At 66.6% G+C, this 16,874-nt stretch carries 17 protein-coding genes; 8 read left to right on the top strand and 9 right to left on the bottom strand.

What is annotated here, in order from left to right; all coding sequences use genetic code 11:
• Nucleotides 1-167 precede the first annotated feature (167 nt).
• The 3 genes from G432_RS16700 to G432_RS16690 form a co-directional block, all read right to left on the bottom strand.
• Nucleotides 168-1,226: a homocysteine S-methyltransferase family protein gene (locus G432_RS16700; RefSeq protein WP_015459997.1), complete on the bottom strand. Its 1,059-nt coding sequence runs from the start codon at nucleotides 1,224-1,226 to the stop codon at nucleotides 168-170.
• Between the two features lie 133 nt (nucleotides 1,227-1,359).
• Nucleotides 1,360-2,301 (bottom strand): methylenetetrahydrofolate reductase, encoded by a 942-nt coding sequence (gene metF / locus G432_RS16695; protein ID WP_015459996.1) that lies wholly within the window; start codon nucleotides 2,299-2,301, stop codon nucleotides 1,360-1,362.
• Nucleotides 2,298-3,260: an ArsR/SmtB family transcription factor gene (locus G432_RS16690; protein WP_015459995.1), complete on the bottom strand. Its 963-nt coding sequence runs from the start codon at nucleotides 3,258-3,260 to the stop codon at nucleotides 2,298-2,300. The genes metF and G432_RS16690 overlap by 4 nt, the downstream gene beginning before the upstream one ends.
• Nucleotides 3,261-3,373: 113 nt before the next feature.
• On the opposite strand from G432_RS16690, the gene G432_RS16685 reads away from it, so the two are divergent.
• From G432_RS16685 to G432_RS16675, 3 genes are all read left to right on the top strand, one after another.
• Nucleotides 3,374-4,297, top strand: coding sequence for an MlaA family lipoprotein (locus tag G432_RS16685; RefSeq protein ID WP_015459994.1), 924 nt, complete (start codon nucleotides 3,374-3,376; stop codon nucleotides 4,295-4,297).
• 145 nt (nucleotides 4,298-4,442) lie between these two features.
• Entirely contained in the window at nucleotides 4,443-4,685 is a 243-nt protein-coding gene (locus tag G432_RS16680; protein WP_015459993.1) for a hypothetical protein, read from the top strand.
• Between the two features lie 194 nt (nucleotides 4,686-4,879).
• Complete coding sequence (locus G432_RS16675; RefSeq protein WP_015459992.1) at nucleotides 4,880-5,089, top strand: hypothetical protein; 210 nt, start codon at nucleotides 4,880-4,882, stop codon at nucleotides 5,087-5,089.
• A gap of 115 nt (nucleotides 5,090-5,204) precedes the next feature.
• On the opposite strand, the gene groL is transcribed toward G432_RS16675, so the two are convergent.
• Together groL and groES are read right to left on the bottom strand one after the other, a co-directional pair.
• Complete coding sequence (groL, locus tag G432_RS16670) at nucleotides 5,205-6,845, bottom strand: chaperonin GroEL (protein ID WP_015459991.1); 1,641 nt, start codon at nucleotides 6,843-6,845, stop codon at nucleotides 5,205-5,207.
• 55 nt (nucleotides 6,846-6,900) lie between these two features.
• Nucleotides 6,901-7,188: a co-chaperone GroES gene (gene groES, locus G432_RS16665; RefSeq protein WP_015459990.1), complete on the bottom strand. Its 288-nt coding sequence runs from the start codon at nucleotides 7,186-7,188 to the stop codon at nucleotides 6,901-6,903.
• A 261-nt stretch (nucleotides 7,189-7,449) separates the two neighbouring features.
• On the opposite strand from groES, the gene sppA reads away from it, so the two are divergent.
• On the top strand, nucleotides 7,450-9,336 hold the full coding sequence (sppA, locus tag G432_RS16660; protein ID WP_041865507.1) for a signal peptide peptidase SppA: 1,887 nt from the start codon (nucleotides 7,450-7,452) through the stop codon (nucleotides 9,334-9,336).
• Between the two features lie 56 nt (nucleotides 9,337-9,392).
• Here sppA and G432_RS16655 read toward each other — a convergent pair whose 3' ends face one another.
• The 3 genes from G432_RS16655 to G432_RS16645 all read right to left on the bottom strand — a co-directional run bounded on the left by G432_RS16655 (nucleotide 9,393) and on the right by G432_RS16645 (nucleotide 12,300).
• Entirely contained in the window at nucleotides 9,393-10,019 is a 627-nt protein-coding gene (locus G432_RS16655; RefSeq protein ID WP_015459988.1) for a trimeric intracellular cation channel family protein, read from the bottom strand.
• 172 nt (nucleotides 10,020-10,191) lie between these two features.
• Nucleotides 10,192-11,601 carry an adenosylhomocysteinase gene (gene ahcY, locus G432_RS16650; protein WP_015459987.1) on the bottom strand — a complete coding sequence of 470 codons (1,410 nt, stop codon included), beginning with the start codon at nucleotides 11,599-11,601 and terminating at the stop codon, nucleotides 10,192-10,194.
• Between the two features lie 138 nt (nucleotides 11,602-11,739).
• Nucleotides 11,740-12,300, bottom strand: a complete 561-nt coding sequence (locus tag G432_RS16645; RefSeq protein WP_015459986.1) for a YqgE/AlgH family protein — start codon at nucleotides 12,298-12,300, stop codon at nucleotides 11,740-11,742.
• A 134-nt stretch (nucleotides 12,301-12,434) separates the two neighbouring features.
• Here G432_RS16645 and G432_RS16640 point away from each other — a divergent pair, with 134 nt between their 5' ends.
• From G432_RS16640 to G432_RS16630, 3 genes are all read left to right on the top strand, one after another.
• The gene (locus G432_RS16640) at nucleotides 12,435-12,917 is read left to right on the top strand and encodes a peroxiredoxin (protein WP_015459985.1); all 483 of its coding nucleotides are present in this window, start codon (nucleotides 12,435-12,437) and stop codon (nucleotides 12,915-12,917) included.
• 78 nt (nucleotides 12,918-12,995) lie between these two features.
• Nucleotides 12,996-14,435 (top strand): AMP nucleosidase, encoded by a 1,440-nt coding sequence (locus G432_RS16635; protein ID WP_041864969.1) that lies wholly within the window; start codon nucleotides 12,996-12,998, stop codon nucleotides 14,433-14,435.
• A gap of 152 nt (nucleotides 14,436-14,587) precedes the next feature.
• Nucleotides 14,588-15,529, top strand: coding sequence for an SDR family oxidoreductase (locus G432_RS16630; protein WP_015459983.1), 942 nt, complete (start codon nucleotides 14,588-14,590; stop codon nucleotides 15,527-15,529).
• Nucleotides 15,530-15,550: 21 nt separating this feature from the next.
• Here G432_RS16630 and G432_RS16625 read toward each other — a convergent pair whose 3' ends face one another.
• Nucleotides 15,551-15,907, bottom strand: coding sequence for a winged helix-turn-helix transcriptional regulator (locus G432_RS16625; protein ID WP_015459982.1), 357 nt, complete (start codon nucleotides 15,905-15,907; stop codon nucleotides 15,551-15,553).
• 122 nt (nucleotides 15,908-16,029) lie between these two features.
• On the opposite strand from G432_RS16625, the gene G432_RS16620 reads away from it, so the two are divergent.
• The gene (locus G432_RS16620) at nucleotides 16,030-16,857 is read left to right on the top strand and encodes an SDR family NAD(P)-dependent oxidoreductase (RefSeq protein WP_015459981.1); all 828 of its coding nucleotides are present in this window, start codon (nucleotides 16,030-16,032) and stop codon (nucleotides 16,855-16,857) included.
• Nucleotides 16,858-16,874: the final 17 nt, after the last annotated feature.

Here is a 16,874-nt window from a genome sequence, read left to right as displayed (position 1 = left end):
GCGCGGGCCGGCGTGGGAGCGTCGTCGGGAAGGTCTGGTGCGGTTGCCACTATCTTCTCTCTTCTTCGTCACCCTGAACCTGTTTCAGGGTCCACCGCGCGACGGGCGAAGGCGACGCCGGTGAAAAATGGGTGCTGATCCAGGCTCAGCAGACGGCGTGGACAAGGCTATGCAGCGATCACCATCGTCTCCAGCCCGGCCAGCACGGTGCGGACCGGGGGACTTGCGATCGCGCGGGGAGCCGCGCCCTGCACCGCGTGGCGCATCGCCGCGATATGGGCGGGGGTGGTGCCGCAGCAGCCGCCGACGACGTTCATCAGCCCGTTTTCCGCCCAATCGCGGATGAAGCCGCCGGTGGTCTCCGGCTCCTCGTCATACTGCCCCAGATCGTTGGGCAGGCCGGCATTGGGATAGACCATCACCAGCGTATCGGCGATGCCAGCAAGCGCCGACACATGCGGGCGGAGCTGCGGCGCGCCGAACGAGCAGTTCAGCCCGATGGTGAGCGGCCGGGCATGGCGCACGCTGGCCCAGAAGCTTTCGATCGAATGGCCGGAAAGGTTGCGGCCGGACATGTCGGTGACGGTGAAGCTGATCATCAGCGGAACCTCCGCGCCCCGCGCCTCGGCCGCCTCGATCCCCGCCATGATGCCGGCCTTGGCGTTCAGCGTGTCGAAAATCGTCTCGATCAGGATGAAATCGACGCCGCCGTCCAGCAGCGCGTCGATCTGCTCGCGATAGACCTGCTTCAGCTCGTCGAACTCGATCGCGCGATAGCCGGGATCGTTCACGTCGGGCGACAGCGACAGCGTCTTGTTGGTCGGCCCCAGCGCACCGGCCACGAAGCGCGGGCGACCATCCTTCGCCTCGGCCGCCTTCGCCGCGTCGCGGGCGATCTGCGCGGCGGCGAGGTTCATGTCGCGCACCAGATGCTCCGCGCCATAATCGGCCTGGCTGATCCGGTTGGCGTTGAAGGTGTTGGTGGAAACCATGTCCGATCCGGCATCCAGATAGGCTTCGGTGATCTCGGCGATCACGTGCGGCCGCGTGATCGCCAGGATGTCGTTATTGCCCTTCTGGTCGAAGCCGAGGTCGAGCCCGCCGCGATAATCCTCCTCGGTCAGGCGATAGCCCTGGATCATCGTGCCGAATGCGCCGTCCGTCAGCAGGATGCGGTCGGCGGCCTCCGCGCGGAAGCGGCGGGCGGCTTCGGATGGGGTCAGCATGTTCATATTCTCAACTCCAAACCGCTCATTCCGAGGAGCCATTGAGCCTGGCGAAACGGCATCTCGAAGGACGTTCCGAAACGAGCCTCGACAAGCCCGGCCCCTCCTCAGCATGAACGGGAAATCCGCAGGTTCACGCCGCCTTCTCCGCCGCCGCCGGATTGGGCCGGAGCCCGAGCAGATGGCAGATCGCGTAGCTCAGCTCCGCGCGATTGAGCGTGTAGAAATGGAAATGCCGCACGCCGCCCGCATAAAGCTTGCGGCACATCTCGGCCGCGATCGTGGCGGCGACGAGCTGGCGGGCGGCCGGGCGGTCGTCCAGCCCCTCGAACAGGCGGTCCATCCAGGCGGGGATGGCGGCGCCGCACATGCCGGCGAACTTGCGCGTCTGGGCGACGTTGGACACCGGCAGGATGCCCGGCACGATCTCCGCATCGATGCCGGCGGCCTCCACCGCGTCCCGGAAGCGGAAGAAGGCATCGGCCGAAAAGAAGAACTGGCTGATCGCGCGGTTGGCGCCGGCATCGATCTTGCGCTTCAGGTTGTCGAGATCGGCCGCCACGTCCGCCGAATCGGGATGGCATTCGGGATAGGCCGCGACCGATATCTCGAACGGCGCGACCGATTTCAGCCCCGCGACCAGCGCGGCCGCATTCTCGAAACCGTCGGGATGCGCCTGGAACTTCTCGCCCTCGCGCGGGGGATCGCCGCGCAGCGCCACGATGTGCCGCACGCCGGCCGCCCAATATTCGCGGGCGACATCGAGTATCTCGTCGCGGCTGGCATCGACGCAGGTGAGGTGCGCGGCCGCCGGGATCGCCGTTTCCCGCGCGATCCGGGCGACGGTGGCGTGCGTCCGCTCGCGCGTCGATCCGCCCGCGCCATAGGTGACGGAAACGAAGCGCGGCCCCAGCGGCGCCAGCGTCTCGATCGCGTTCCACAGCGTCTCCTCCATCTTCTCCGTCTTGGGCGGGAAGAATTCGAAGCTCACCTGGCAATCGCCGGCGAGGTCGGCGAACAGCGGCGCATCCAGCGCGCGGCGGGCCTCCTCCATCTGGGCGATCGAAACGCTCATGCCGCAATATCCTCTCGTGCGTCGGCCGGGCGACGCCGCCCCAGCCACAATTTCACCGTCAGCTCGCCGCCGTCGAGCCGCTCGACCGCCTCGACGTCCAGCCCGGCAGCCGCGAACCAGCCCGCCATCTGCTCGTCGTCGAAACCCAGGCGGACATGCGCGTCGCGGGTGCGCAGCTCCTCCTTCTCGTGCCGGTCGAAATCGACGATCAGCAGCCGCCCGCCATCCGCCAGCAGCCGCGCCGCCTCGGCGATCGCGGATGCCGGCTGGTGGGCATAATGCAGCACCTGGTGCAGGATCACCGTATCCGCCGATCCGCTCGCCAGCGGCAGGGCATACATGTCGCCCTGGCGCAGCTCGGCCTTGTCCAGCCCGGCCTCCGCCAGCTTGGCCCGCGCCATGCGCAGCATCTCCGGGCTGCGGTCCACGCCCAGCGCGCTCGTCGCCGTGCCGCCGACCAGCTCGATCATCCGGCCGGTGCCGGTGCCGATATCGACCAGCCGACCGATCGCATCCCGCCCCAGCAGGCGCCGGATCGCATCCTCCACCGCGCTTTCGGCAACGTGGAGCGAGCGGATGGCATCCCATTCATCGGCATGGGCCGCGAAATAGCCTTCCGCCGCCGCCGCGCGATCGGCGCGCACCGCCGCCAGCCGGGCGATATCCGCGATGGCCCAATGATCGCCGGGCTCGCCCGCCGCCCAGGCATCCATCGCCGCGAGGAGCGGCGCGACCCGCGCATCATCCCCCAGCGTCAGGAACACCCAGCTTCCTTCCTTGCGGCGATCGGCAAGGCCGGCATCGGCCAGAATCTTCACATGGCGCGAAACGCGGGGCTGGCTCTGCCCCAGCACCTGTGCCAGTTCTCCGACCGAAAGCTCCATCGCACGCAGCAAGGCCACGATCCGCAGGCGCGTCGGATCGGCCAATGCGCGGAAGGTGTCGAGCATGCGCGTCATGATGGATAAGGATATAAAGATATCTTTATATCCGTCAAGCAACTTGTTCGCGCTTTGCCCCTATGGCAGGCGCGGGACAGGGGGCTGTGGAATCGTTGCAAGAGGCCGTTTAGATGCGCATTTTCGTCACCATCGCCGCCGCCGCGCTGCTGGCAGGGTGCGCCACCACGCAGAAAAGCGCCGCGACCGATCTGGAAGCATCCGGGCCGCGCGATCCGCTGGAAGGCTTCAACCGCGCCGTCTGGGGCTTCAACCAGACGCTCGACAAGGTGGCGATGAAGCCGGTTTCGACCGTCTATCGCACCATCACCCCGCGCGCGGCGCGGCGCGGTATCCTGCACGTCTTCGATAACCTCACCGAGCCATGGTCCTTCGTCAACAACCTGCTGCAGGGCAAGCCCGGCCGGGCGGTGAACAATCTCGGCCGCTTCGTCGTGAACACCACGATCGGCGTCGGCGGCCTCGCCGATCACGCCACCAGCCTCGGCATCAAGCCCGCGCCGGAGGATTTCGGCCAGACGCTGGCGGCGTGGGGCGTGAAGAGCAGCACCTATATCGTCCTGCCACTGTTCGGCCCCTCCACGATCCGCGACGGCATCGGCACCGGCGTCGGCATGTTCGCCGATCCGGTGAACATCTGCCTGCGCGAATGCACCGACCTGTCGTGGACCGAACGGATGATTCCCGATGTGGTGAATCTGGTGAGCATCCGCGCCAACCTGACGGAAACGGGCGCCGATACCCTGCTCAACACCAGCCTCGATCCCTATGCGACCGCGCGTTCGGCCTATTTCCAGCGCCGCGCGGCGGAAATCGCCGATCAGGCGGGCGATGCCGGATCGGCCAGCGACGCGGACGTCGATGCCGCGATCAAGGAACTGGATGCGGATACGCCCACAGCCGACGCGCCGAATCCCGATTCCGCGCCGGCCGGGGACGAACCGGCCGCCACCCCTGCCCCGCAACCCACGGAGCAACCACAGGAAGAGCCGGCCGCGCCGCCGCAGCCATCCTCGTCCGATCTTAACCTGAAATGATCAGTCTACCGGAACAAGAGAGATTGCGCCGCCGCATCGAACCCGATAAAGGGGGCATCGCTGGTTTCGGGGGAAACACGCCTTGATCTGTGATTAAGCGGCGTCCACGCATCCATCAGCTATTGCCACCTGGAGGGTTTAGCCCATGAAGAAGATCGTTGTTCTCTCGCTCGCCGCCGTCGCTTCGTTCGGCCTCGCCGCCTGCAGCAAGCAGGAGCCGGCTGCCTCGAACGAGACCGAAGTCACCAACGAAGTCGCCGACGTGAACGCGACTGTCGAAGAAGCCGTGACCGACGTGAACGCGACCGCCGAGAACGCCGTTGCGGACATCAACGCCGCGGCCGAGAACGCCACGAACGCCGTCGAGAACGCCACCAACGCGCAGTAATGCCGTTGGGGACGTTGCGCGCGCCATAACGCGCGCACGGTTCCGGGATCAGGGGCCGCGCCTCGCACGAGGTTGCGGCCCCTTTTCTTTGCCCCTCCCACATCCCGGCCCGGCCACCGGCCGCCGCCGATTTTGCGTCCGGCGCCAATCGCGATACTATTCCGGTTCCTGATCATTTTCCGGGAGCCGGCGCCATGATGCGGACGAAGTGGATGTCGATGCTGGCGGCGATCGCCGCGATCGGCCCGCTCAGCGCCTGCGGGCGCCCCTCCCCCGACAACGCGCAGGTCAACACCGATCCGGCCGCCACCGAAATCGAGAGCGTCCCCGCCGACGGCCTCGTCGCGCCCGCCAACATGGCCGAGGACAGCGAGAGCAGCCAATCTTCCGACAACGGCTATTGAGGAACGGCGCTGGCCGAGCCGGCCGGCGGACAGCCGCCACGCTCTAAGGCCATAGAAAAAGGGCCGGGGATCGCTCCCCGGCCCTTTCCTTTGCCGTTCGGCTGGAAGCGTGGACTTAGAAGTCCATGCCACCCATGCCGCCCATGCCACCCGGCATCGCCGGGGCGGGCTTGTCGTCCGGCAGCTCGGCGATCGTCGCCTCGGTGGTGATCAGCAGGCCGGCGACCGAGGCCGCGTCCTGGAGCGCCGTGCGCACCACCTTGGTGGGATCGATCACGCCGGCAGCCACGAGGTTCTCGTAGGTGTCGGTCGCGGCGTTGAAGCCCTTGGTCTCGTCATTCTCGCGGAGCAGGTTGCCGGAGACGACGGCGCCGTCATGGCCGGCATTCTGGGCGATCTGACGAAGCGGGGTCTGGATCGCCTTGCGGATGATGTCCACACCACGGGTCTGGTCGTCATTCGCGCCCTTCAGGCCCTCGAGAGCCTTGGTGGCGTAGAGGAGAGCCGTGCCGCCGCCGGGAACAATGCCTTCCTCGACAGCCGCGCGGGTGGCGTGGAGGGCGTCGTCGACGCGATCCTTGCGCTCCTTCACCTCGACCTCGGTCGCACCGCCGACCTTGATGACGGCGACGCCGCCGGCCAGCTTCGCCAGACGCTCCTGGAGCTTCTCGCGATCATAGTCGGAGGTCGTGATCTCGATCTGCTTGCGGATCGCTTCCACGCGGCCCTTGATCGCATCGGCATCACCGGCGCCATCGACGATGGTGGTGTTGTCCTTGTCGATCGTGACGCGCTTGGCGGTGCCGAGCATGCCGACGGTGACGTTCTCGAGCTTGATGCCGAGATCTTCCGAGATCAGCTCGCCCTTGGTGAGGATCGCGATGTCCTCGAGCATCGCCTTGCGGCGATCGCCGAAGCCCGGCGCCTTGACGGCCGCGACCTTCAGGCCGCCGCGCAGCTTGTTGACGACGAGCGTGGCGAGAGCCTCGCCCTCGATGTCCTCGGCGATGATGAGGAGCGGACGGCCCGACTGCACCACCGCTTCCAGGATCGGAAGCATCGACTGCAGGTTGGACAGCTTCTTCTCATGGATCAGGATGTAGGGGTCGTTAAGCTCGACCTGCATCTTTTCCGGGTTGGTGATGAAGTAGGGCGAGAGGTAGCCGCGATCGAACTGCATGCCTTCGACGACGTCCAGCTCGAATTCGAGGCCCTTGGCTTCCTCGACGGTGATCACGCCTTCCTTGCCGACCTTCTCCATCGCTTCCGCGATCTTCTGGCCGACTTCGGTGTCGCCATTGGCCGAGATGATGCCGACCTGGGCGACTTCGTTCGATCCGGCGACCGGCTTCGAACGCTTGGCCAGATCCTCGACGACCTTGGCGACGGCGAGATCGATGCCGCGCTTCAGATCCATCGGGTTCATGCCGGCCGCGACCGACTTCATGCCTTCACGCACGATCGCCTGGGCGAGCACGGTGGCGGTGGTGGTGCCGTCGCCGGCGACGTCGTTGGTCTTCGAGGCGACCTCGCGGACCATCTGGGCGCCCATATTCTCGAACTTGTCCTTCAGTTCGATTTCCTTGGCGACAGAAACGCCGTCCTTGGTGATGCGCGGCGCGCCGAACGACTTGTCGATCACGACGTTGCGGCCCTTCGGACCCAGCGTCACCTTCACCGCATCGGCAAGGATATCGACACCGCGCAGGATGCGTTCACGCGCGTCGCGCGAAAACTTGACGTCTTTCGCTGCCATGTTCTTGTTCCTCTAGCTTATCTGAATTGGAATTCTGGTCGGTCGGGCGATCGGCTCAGGCGATGATGCCCAGGATGTCCGATTCCTTCATGATCAGCAGGTCTTCGCCGTTCACGCGGACCTCGGTGCCCGACCACTTGCCGAACAGGATGCGATCGCCGGCCTTCACGTCGAGCGGGGTCACCTTGCCGTCCTCGGCCTTGGCACCGGCGCCGGCGGCGACGACTTCGCCTTCCTGCGGCTTTTCCTTGGCGGTATCGGGAATGATGATGCCACCGGCCGTCTTCTCCTCGGCCTCGACACGACGAACCAGCACACGATCGTGCAGCGGACGGAAATTCATTGCGCGTCACCCTTTCTAGTCTTGCGGCTCGCCGATCCTCCCCGTGGTCGGACAGCGGCGGCGCGCTGGGAACGAATGATCTGTTAGCACTCCCCATTGGCGAGTGCCAGCCGCCATATTGGAGCCGACCCGAAAACCGTCAAGCGTGGCCGGGACGAAATTTTCGCTTTCCGCCGCGATCCGGGGCGGCGGCGCGACGATCGCCCTTTCATGCGGCCGCCGAACAGGATAGCCCCTGCATGTTTCAGCATGGGGACGATGATGCAGTTGCTGCGCGGATTGTGGAAAATCCTGGTCGGCGTGAAGGATGCGCTGGTCCTGCTTTTCATGCTGATCTTCTTCGGCGGGCTCTATGCCCTCCTGTCCGCCACGCCCAAGCCCGCGACGGCGACCAGCGGCGCGCTGGTCCTCGATCTCAGGGGCACGCTGGTCGAGCAGCCGGCCCAGCCCGGCACGATCGACACGCTGACCGGCGGCAACCCCGCCAGCCGCGAATACCGCCTGCGCGATATCGTGCGCGCGCTGGATGGCGCGGCGCGCAATCCCTCGATCAAGGCGGTGGTGCTGGATCTAGATCGCTTCGCCGGCGGCGGACAGGCGACGCTTGCCGCCGCGGCCAAGGCGATCGACGGCGTCCGCGCCGCGAACAAGCCCGTGCTCGCTTATGCGACAGGCTATACCGACGACAGCTACCAGCTTGCCGCCCATGCCAGCGAGGTGTGGGTCGATCCCTTCGGCGCGGTGCTGCTCACCGGCCCCGGCGGATCGCGGCTCTATTATAAGGGGCTGCTCGACAGGATCGGCGTCCAGACCAAGGTCTACCGCGTCGGCCAGTTCAAATCGGCGGTCGAACCCTATACCCGCACCGATCAGTCGCCCGAGGCGCGGGCCGCCAACCAGGCGCTGGTCGACAGCCTGTGGGGGACCTGGCAGGCGGACGTGCAGCGCGCACGCCCCCGCGCGCAGCTCGCAACCTATATCGCCGATCCCGAACAGGCCCTGGCCAAGGCCGGCGGCGATATCGCCAAGGCGGCGCTGGGCGCCGGGCTGGTGGACAAGGTGGGCGATCGCGTGGAATTCGGCCGGCGGATCGCCCAGATCGCGGGCGAGGCCGGCGATCGCGAGGCGGGCGCCTTCAAGGCGATCCCGCTGGAAGGCTGGCTCGCGGCCAACCCGGAAAATGCGAGCGGCCAGATCGGCGTCGTCACCATCGCCGGCGAGATTGTCGACGGCGAGGCGGCACCCGGCCGGGCCGGCGGCGATACCATCGCCAAGCTGATCCTGAACGAACTCGCCAGGAACCGGATCAAGGCGCTGGTGGTGCGCGTCGATTCGCCCGGCGGATCGGTCACGGGCTCCGAACGGATCCGGGAAGCGATCCTGGAGGCCAAGCGCAAGAAGCTGCCCGTGGTCGTCTCGATGGGCACCTATGCGGCATCCGGCGGCTATTGGGTCTCCACGCCGGGCGACTTCATCTTCGCGGAACCGGCCACCGTCACCGGATCGATCGGCGTGTTCGGCCTGCTGCCCAATTTCGCGGGCACGCTCTCCAAGGTCGGCCTGTCGGTGGATGGGGTGAAGACGACGCCGCTATCGGGCGAGCCCGATCTGCTGCGCGGCACCTCGCCCGAATTCGATCGGCTGATGCAGGCCGGGATCGACGATATCTACCGCCGCTTCACTGGCCTCGTCGCGCAATCGCGCAACCTGCCCGTCGCCCGCGTGGACGAGATCGGCCAGGGCCGGGTCTGGTCCGGCAGCACTGCGGTGGGCCTTCGCCTCGTCGACAAGACCGGCGGGTTGAGCGACGCCATTGCCGAGGCCGCGCGCCGGGCGAAGATCGATCCCGCCAAGGCCCGGCCGCTCTATATCGAACGCGCGCCCAGCCTCATCAGCCAGTTCCTCGCCGGACTGGTGCAGAGCGAGGAGCAGGCCGATGCGCCGCGCGATGCCTATAGCCGCATCGCTCGCCTGCCCGAACAGCAGATGCTGCGCGCCTTCCATGATCTGAAGGCGATGGCGGAAGGGCCGGCCATCCAGGTGCGCTGCCTCGAATGCCCCATTGCCGTTACCCCCGCGCCCCGCGCCCGTGGCGGCCTGATGGAGGCGCTGCTCATGAAGCTCGGTCTGGAACGGCTCGCCCTCTGATTGCGCCGGATCGGCCGCTCCAGCTTTTGCTTGCCGCGTTTTCTTGGAAAGCCTCTCTAGCCGCGGCGATAGGCGGGCAGCCCCAGCCCGCGGGCGATGGCGAGGGCACGGAGCGCGAAGCCCGCGACAGCGCCCGCGCCCCAGGCGATCGGCAGTGATGCCCCGAGCAGGGTGAGCACGACGAACAGCCCCGCCGCCAAGGCGGCGGCGGTCACGTAGATTTCGGGCCGGAGCAGGATGGAAGGCTCGCCGGCCAGCACATCGCGGATGATGCCGCCGCAACAGCCCGTCACCACCCCCATCATCGCCGCGGCGAGCGGCGGGACGCCGAAGGCCAGCGCCTTGGACGCGCCATAGACCGCATAGGCCGCCAGCCCCACCGCGTCGAACCAGTCCAGCGCGCGCGGGCGCCACCAGCGCGATGGCGTCAGCCACACCAGCCCAGCCATCACCAGGCACACCGCCAGCGCCGGATTGTCCTGCATCCAGAAGACGGGCGCGCCGATCAGCAGATCGCGCAGCGTGCCGCCGCCCGTGCCGGTGATGACGGCGAAGAAGGCGAAGGTCACCAGCGTCTGCCGCGCGCGTGCCGCCGCCAGCGCGCCGGAAGCGGCGAACACCGCGATGCCGGCAAGGTCCAGCCACTCGGGCGCCTGGTCGAGGATCGGGGCGTGGATCGACATGGTGGCTCCGAATGGGTCTGGCTGATCGTTAGACGAACAGGGGGCATTCCGTCATGCTGAACTTGCCCCCTCCCCGCCCGATGCCGCGATTGCCGGCACCCGGCGGGACGATATGAAAAAGGGCCGCCCACCTCCCGGTCGACGGCCCCTTTCCCGAAAATGTCCGGTCGGATCAGTAGCGGTAATGATCCGGCTTGAACGGGCCTTCCGGCGTCACGCCGATATAGGCCGCCTGCTTCGGGGTGAGCTTGGAAAGCTTCACGCCCAGCTTCTCGAGGTGGAGCGCGGCCACCTTCTCGTCGAGATGCTTCGGCAGCACATAGACCTCGTTCTTATATTCGTCAGACTTGGTCCACAGCTCGATCTGGGCCAGCACCTGGTTGGTGAAGCTGGAGGACATGACGAAGCTGGGATGGCCGGTGGCGCAGCCCAGGTTCACCAGGCGCCCCTTGGCCAGCACGATGATCTTCTTGCCGTCGGCGAACTGGACCTCGTCCACCTGCGGCTTGATCTCCGTCCACTTCATGTTGTTGAGGCCGGCGATCTGGATCTCGCTGTCGAAGTGGCCGATGTTGCACACGATCGCCATGTTCTTCATCGCGCGCATGTGATCGACGGTGATGACGTCCTCATTGCCCGTCGCGGTGACGAAGATGTCGGCGCGGGTCGCGGCCTCCTCCATCGTCACGACTTCATAGCCTTCCATCGCCGCCTGCAGCGCGCAGATCGGGTCGATCTCGGTCACCAGCACGCGCGCGCCGCCGTTGCGGAGCGAGGCGGCCGAACCCTTGCCGACATCGCCGAAGCCGGCGACGCAGGCGACCTTGCCGGCCAGCATCACGTCGGTGGCGCGGCGGATGGCGTCGACCAGCGATTCCTTGCAGCCGTAGAGATTGTCGAACTTCGACTTGGTGACGCTGTCGTTCACGTTGATCGCCGGGAAAGGCAGCTTGCCCTTCTTCGCCAGCTCATAAAGGCGGTGGACGCCGGTGGTGGTCTCTTCCGAAACGCCCTTGATGGCCTTCACCGTCTCGGTCAGGTAGCCGGGGCGTTCCGCCAGGAAGCGCTTGAGCGTCGCGACGAAGATTTCCTCTTCCTCGTTGGACGGGGTGAACAGCGCCTCGCCGGCCTCGACGCGCGCGCCCCACAGTGCGAACATGGTGGCGTCGCCGCCATCGTCCAGGATCATGTTGGCGGTGGTATCGCCCCAGTCGAAAATGCGGATCACATAATCCCAATATTCCTCCAGCGTCTCGCCCTTCACGGCGAAGACGGGGATGCCCTGCGCGGCGATGGCGGCGGCGGCGTGATCCTGGGTGGAGAAGATGTTGCACGAGGCCCAGCGGACCTCGGCGCCCAGATGCACCAGCGTCTCGATCAGCACCGCCGTCTGGATCGTCATGTGCAGCGAACCGGTGATCCGCGCGCCCTTCAGCGGCTGCGACGGGCCATATTCCTTGCGCAGCGCCATGAGGCCCGGCATCTCGGTTTCGGCGATCTCGATCTCCTTGCGGCCGAATGCGGCGAGCGAGATGTCGTGGACCAGATAATCGGTGAAGCTTTCGGCAGGCAGGGTCGCCACGTCGGTTCTCCTTGGGGGGACACGGGTACTACCGCGCGGGAAAATGGCGCGCGGAACATGACTGCGGCACTTAGCCGGGCCGGCGGCGCAACGCAATTCCAAATATAAAGATTTCTTTATGTCCTGTGGAAACGGCGATCAGGCGTGGCCGATTTCGGGCGCGAGCAGGCGCGCGTCGATCCCGGCATTGGCGAAGGCGCAGGTCCAGCGCTGGTCCACCGCGGTATCGAACAGAACGCCGGGGCTGCCGCCGGTCGCGAACCAGGCATTGCCCGTCATCTCGTCCTCGAGCTGGCCGGGGCTCCACCCGGCATAGCCCAGCGCGACCAGCCAGCGCGAAGGCCCCCTGCCCTCGGCGATGGCGCGCAGCACGTCCAGCGTGGAGGTCAGCGCCCAGCTTTCGCCCACCTGCAGCGTATCCTGCCCGCCCCAGTCCAGCCCATGCAGCACGAAGCCGCGCTGCGGCTCCACCGGCCCGCCCACATGGATCGGCACGTCGGGCGCCTCGCCGGGATCGATATCGAGCTGGGCGAGCAGGCTGTGCAGGCGGATGCGCGGCATCAGCTGGCCCACGCCGATGCCCAGCGCCCCTTCCTCGTCATGCGCGCACATCGCGATCACCGCGCGCGAGAATCGGGGGTCGCCCATGCCGGGCAGGGCAAGCAGCAATTGGCCGCTGAGATAGGCTGGCGCATCCATATCCCCAATCTATAGATGGCTGGAGCGGATGGAAGGTGTGCTTTCCACAAGGCGTTCCGAACATGCGCCATGCTTCAAACTGCAATCGCGCTGGCGTAGACCAGCGCGACTCCTGGCTACAGAAGGATGCCGATATGACGATCAAGGCGGGCGACACGCTTCCCGAAACCACCTTCACCAAGCCGACCGAAAGCGGCCCCGAAGCGGTGCAGAGCGCGGATTTCTTCAAGGGCCGCAAGGTCGCGCTCTTCTCCGTGCCGGGCGCCTTCACCCCCACCTGCTCCGCCAAGCATCTGCCGGGCTTCATCGAGAAGGCGGCCGAGCTGAAGGCCAGGGGCGTGGACGAGATCGCCTGCACCGCGGTGAACGACGCCTTCGTGATGGGCGCCTGGAGCAAGAGCGCCGGCGCGGGCGAAGCCGTGACCATGCTGGCGGACGGCAATGGCGATTTCGCCAAGGCGCTGGGCCTCACCATGGACGGCAGCAAGTTCGGTCTCGGCACGCGCGGGCAGCGCTTCTCGATGATCGTGGACGACGGCGTCGTCAGCGTCCTGAATGTCGAGGCGCCGGGCGAGTTCAAGGTGAGCTCGGCCGATTACATGCTCGGCCAGCTTTAAGGCCGCATCCGGGGGCCGCGCCCGCACGGCGCGGCCTTCGCTTATATTCGACCACAGCAGACCATAGGAGAAGCCCACATCGCCACCAAAGCCAGCCTCGCCATCGTCGACCAGCTCGACACCCTTTATCAATCCTCCGTCGAAGCGCTGCGCGCGGCACTCGGCCGCTATATCGCCACCGGCGAACGGCCCGACGAGGCCGCCCGCGCGGCGGGTGCCTTCACCTATCCCGAACTGCACCTCCGCTATGACGGATCGACCCGCCATCATCCGCTGCGCGCCTTCGGCCGGCTGACCGCCGCCGGCCATTATGCGGTCTCCGTCACCCAGCCGATGATGTTCCGGGAATATCTGGCCGAGCAGATCGACCTGCTGGTCGCCGATTTCGGCGCCGAGATCGAGGTTTCGCGCGGGCGCCAGGAAATCCCCTATCCCTACGTGCTCGATGCCGGCGTCGACCTTGCCGATGCGGCGGCGGCCGAGCTTGCCCGCGTGTTCCCGTCCAACGACCTCATCCATATCGGCGACGAGGTGGTGGACGGCCTGTGGCAAGGCGAAGGCGGCGAGGCCCGCCCGCTGGCGCTGTTCGATGCCCAGCGCGTCGATTTCTCGATCGCCCGGCTGCGCCATTATACCGGCACGCCGACGCAGCATGTGCAGAACTACATCCTGTTCACCAACTATCACCGCTATGTCGATGAATTCGTGCGCTGGGCCTGCACGCAGCTATCGGATGACGGCCCCTATAGGCTGCTGAGCTGCTCGGGCGGGCTGGAGCTTACGGCTGCCAATGCCGATCCCGATCGCGCGATCACCGACAGCGCCTGGCGGCGGCATCAGATGCCGGCCTACCACCTCGTCGGCCCCAACCGATCGGGCATCACCCTGGTCAATATCGGCGTCGGCCCGTCCAACGCCAAGACGATCACCGATCACCTCGCGGTGATGCGGCCGGAGGCCTGGCTGATGATCGGCCATTGCGGCGGCCTGCGCCCGTCGCAGCGGATCGGCGATTATGTGCTGGCCCACGCCTATCTGCGCGACGATCATGTGCTGGACGACGTGCTGCCGCCGGAAATACCGATCCCGGCCATTGCCGAGGTGCAGCAGGCGCTGAGCGCGGCGGCCGAGACGGTTTCGGGCGAGCCGGCCGAGCAGTTGAAGCGGCGCCTGCGCACCGGCACCGTCGTCACCACCGACGATCGCAACTGGGAACTGCGCTACACGCGATCGGCGCTGCGCTTCAACCAGAGCCGGGCGGTGGCGATCGACATGGAATCGGCCACGCTCGCGGCCCAGGGCTATCGCTTCCGCGTGCCCTACGGCACCCTGCTCTGCGTGTCGGACAAGCCGATCCATGGCGAGATCAAGCTGCCCGGCCAGGCCAACCGCTTCTACGAGCGCGCGATCAGCGAGCATCTGCGGATCGGGATCGCCGCGATCGACGAGTTGCGCCGCACCGGCGATCGCCTCCACAGCCGCAAGCTGCGGGCGTTCAACGAGCCGCCGTTCCGCTAAACGCGGGATCGCCACCGGAAGGGAGAGGGAGAGAAAGCGAAATCGCGTTCGCCCTCTCATGCCCGCCATCCCCTTGCCACCCGGTGGCGGCCGATCTAGCCGATGGTCCACCGGCGCGGATCATGAGGCCGGACAAGGGGGAAGAGGCCGGCATGCGCAAATGGGGCGAAAACGACATTCCCGATCTGTCGGGCAAGCGGGTGCTGATCACCGGCGCCGCCAGCGGCATCGGCTTCGAAGCGGCCAGGGCGCTCGCCCAGCGCGGCGCCGAGATACTGGCGGTCGACCGGAACGAGCAACTGGGCCGGACGATCGCCGATCGCATCGGGGCATCGAAGGCCGATGCGAAGCTCGAATTCCGCATGCTCGATCTCAGCCGCCTTCAGGCCGTGAAGGATTTCGCCGCGTCGCTCGCGGCGGAAGGCAGGCCGATCGATATCCTCGTCAACAATGCGGGCATCCAGCCGATCAGCGAGCGGCGGACGAGCGGCGACGGATTCGAGCTGACCTTCGCGATCGGCCATCTCGGCCATTTCACCCTGACGGGCCTGCTGCTCCCCCTGCTGAACGCCGCCCCGGCCCCGCGCGTGGTAACGGTATCGAGCCTGGTGCACGGCCAGGGGCGGTTCAACTGGAACGACCTTCAGATCGAGCGCGGCTACCGCGCCCAGCGCGCCTATAACCAGACCAAGCTCGCCAACCTGCTTTTCGCGCGCGAATTCCAGCGCCGGATCGATCAGGCCGGCAGCAATATCAAAAGCATCGCCGTGCATCCCGGCGTGGCGCAGACATCGATCGGCGCCAATCGCAAGCAGCTGGGCAAGTTCCGGCTGGCCGATCATTTCATCAGCTCGATCCTGTCGGTGGTGATGCCCTATCTCGGGCAACCGGCATCGGCAGGCGCGCTGCCGACGCTCTATGGCGCCACCGCTCCAGACGCCGAAGGCGGGGGATTCTACGGGCCGGGCGGCTTCGGCGGGATGAAGGGCGCCCCCGCGCCGGCCACGATCAAGCCTTCGGGGCAGGACATGGCAGCCGCCGGAAAATTGTGGGGCATTACCGAGGAGCTGACGGGCATCCGCTTCCAGCTCTGATCCGGCAGCGGCCCGGCCTCCTCAGGCCGCCAGCCGCGCCGAATCGAAATGGGTCCGGGCGGCCTGCAATTCCTCCAGATTGTCCTTGGTCCACTGGCAGATCACGCTCGCGGCGGAAAGGAAGGTGCGGCCCAGCCCGGTCAGCGCATATTCCACCTGCGGCGGGGCGGTGGGCAGCACGCTGCGGTCGACCATGCCGTGCCGCTCCAATCCGCGCAGGGTCTGGGTCAGCATCTTCTGGCTGATCGGGCTGGCCCGCCGCTTCAGCTCGGAAAAGCGCATGGCGCCCTCACCCAGCGTATAGACCAGCAGCAGCGTCCATTTGTCGCCCACCAGATCCATGATCTCCAGCGTCAGCGCGGGAAAATCATCCTGCATCGCTCATCCGTCCCCATGGTTTCCATTTGGATACCAAGCGCCGCAAAGGTGCGTGGTTGCCATTGGTTTGTTCGTATCATAGCCTCCGTAAAAATACGAACTATTGCGTTTGGAGAGGTCATTTGATCGACTTTGCGGGAAAGATCGCGCTGGTAACGGGCGGCGGCGTCGGTATCGGCCGCGCCACGGCGGAAGCCTTCGCCAAGGCGGGGGCCACCGTCGTCACGATCGAGAAGGATGCCGACCGCGCGGCCGACGTGCGCGCGGCGCTGGGCGACGGGCATCTGGTGGTGGAAGGCGACGTCACGGTCCAGGCCGATGTCGACGCGCTGGCCAGGGCGATCGACGACCGGTTCGGCGGGCTGGACGTGCTGATCAACAATGTCGGCGACTTCCTGATGATCGTGAAGCGCTTCGAGGATCATACCGACGAGGATATCGAGCGCCTCTACGCCACCAACATGCGGCAGATCTTCTCGGTGACGCGCGCGATGATCCCGCTGATCCGCAAGCGCGGGGCCGGCGGCAGCATCGTCAGCGTATCCTCGATCGAGGGCTTTCGCGGCATTCCGTTCAACAGCGTCTATTCGGCGTTCAAGACGGGCATCACCGGCTTCACCAAGAGCCTGGCGCTCGACCTCGCGCCCGAAGGCATCCGCGTGAACCTGATCGCGCCCGAGACGACCGATACGCCGCAGGTGGCGATCAGCCAGTATATCAAGCCGGAATATAAGGATCATCTGAAGCAGTGGATTCCGCTCGGCCGCTTCGGCACGCCGGAGGACATGGCGGGCGGCATCCTGTTCCTGGCGAGCCCGATGGCCGCCTGGATGACGGGCGCGGCGCTCAACGTCGATGGCGGGGCGCTGGCGGCGGCCGGCTGGTATCGCACGGCCGAGGGCAAGTGGACCAACGTGCCGGTGATCCCCACCGACGGCCTGATTTTCTGATTTCCTGAACAAATCCC

The sequence above is a fragment of the Sphingomonas sp. MM-1 genome (assembly GCF_000347675.2).
Lineage (GTDB): Bacteria > Pseudomonadota > Alphaproteobacteria > Sphingomonadales > Sphingomonadaceae > Sphingomonas_E > Sphingomonas_E fennica.
Note: the sequence above shows the minus strand (reverse complement) of the source record. Positions and strands in the feature narration are given on the sequence as shown.

Coding starts and splice junctions, on each gene's coding strand:
- G432_RS16645 (WP_015459986.1), bottom strand. CDS start 12,300: ATGGATGCGCCAGCCTATCTCAGCGGCCAATTGCTGCTTGCCCTGCCC.
- groL (WP_015459991.1), bottom strand. CDS start 6,845: ATGGCAGCGAAAGACGTCAAGTTTTCGCGCGACGCGCGTGAACGCATC.
- G432_RS16655 (WP_015459988.1), bottom strand. CDS start 10,019: ATGTCGATCCACGCCCCGATCCTCGACCAGGCGCCCGAGTGGCTGGAC.
- G432_RS16680 (WP_015459993.1), top strand. CDS start 4,443: ATGAAGAAGATCGTTGTTCTCTCGCTCGCCGCCGTCGCTTCGTTCGGC.
- sppA (WP_041865507.1), top strand. CDS start 7,450: ATGCAGTTGCTGCGCGGATTGTGGAAAATCCTGGTCGGCGTGAAGGAT.
- G432_RS16675 (WP_015459992.1), top strand. CDS start 4,880: ATGATGCGGACGAAGTGGATGTCGATGCTGGCGGCGATCGCCGCGATC.
- G432_RS16690 (WP_015459995.1), bottom strand. CDS start 3,260: ATGACGCGCATGCTCGACACCTTCCGCGCATTGGCCGATCCGACGCGC.
- G432_RS16630 (WP_015459983.1), top strand. CDS start 14,588: ATGCGCAAATGGGGCGAAAACGACATTCCCGATCTGTCGGGCAAGCGG.
- groES (WP_015459990.1), bottom strand. CDS start 7,188: ATGAATTTCCGTCCGCTGCACGATCGTGTGCTGGTTCGTCGTGTCGAG.
- G432_RS16700 (WP_015459997.1), bottom strand. CDS start 1,226: ATGCTGACCCCATCCGAAGCCGCCCGCCGCTTCCGCGCGGAGGCCGCC.
- G432_RS16640 (WP_015459985.1), top strand. CDS start 12,435: ATGACGATCAAGGCGGGCGACACGCTTCCCGAAACCACCTTCACCAAG.
- G432_RS16625 (WP_015459982.1), bottom strand. CDS start 15,907: ATGCAGGATGATTTTCCCGCGCTGACGCTGGAGATCATGGATCTGGTG.
- G432_RS16685 (WP_015459994.1), top strand. CDS start 3,374: ATGCGCATTTTCGTCACCATCGCCGCCGCCGCGCTGCTGGCAGGGTGC.
- metF (WP_015459996.1), bottom strand. CDS start 2,301: ATGAGCGTTTCGATCGCCCAGATGGAGGAGGCCCGCCGCGCGCTGGAT.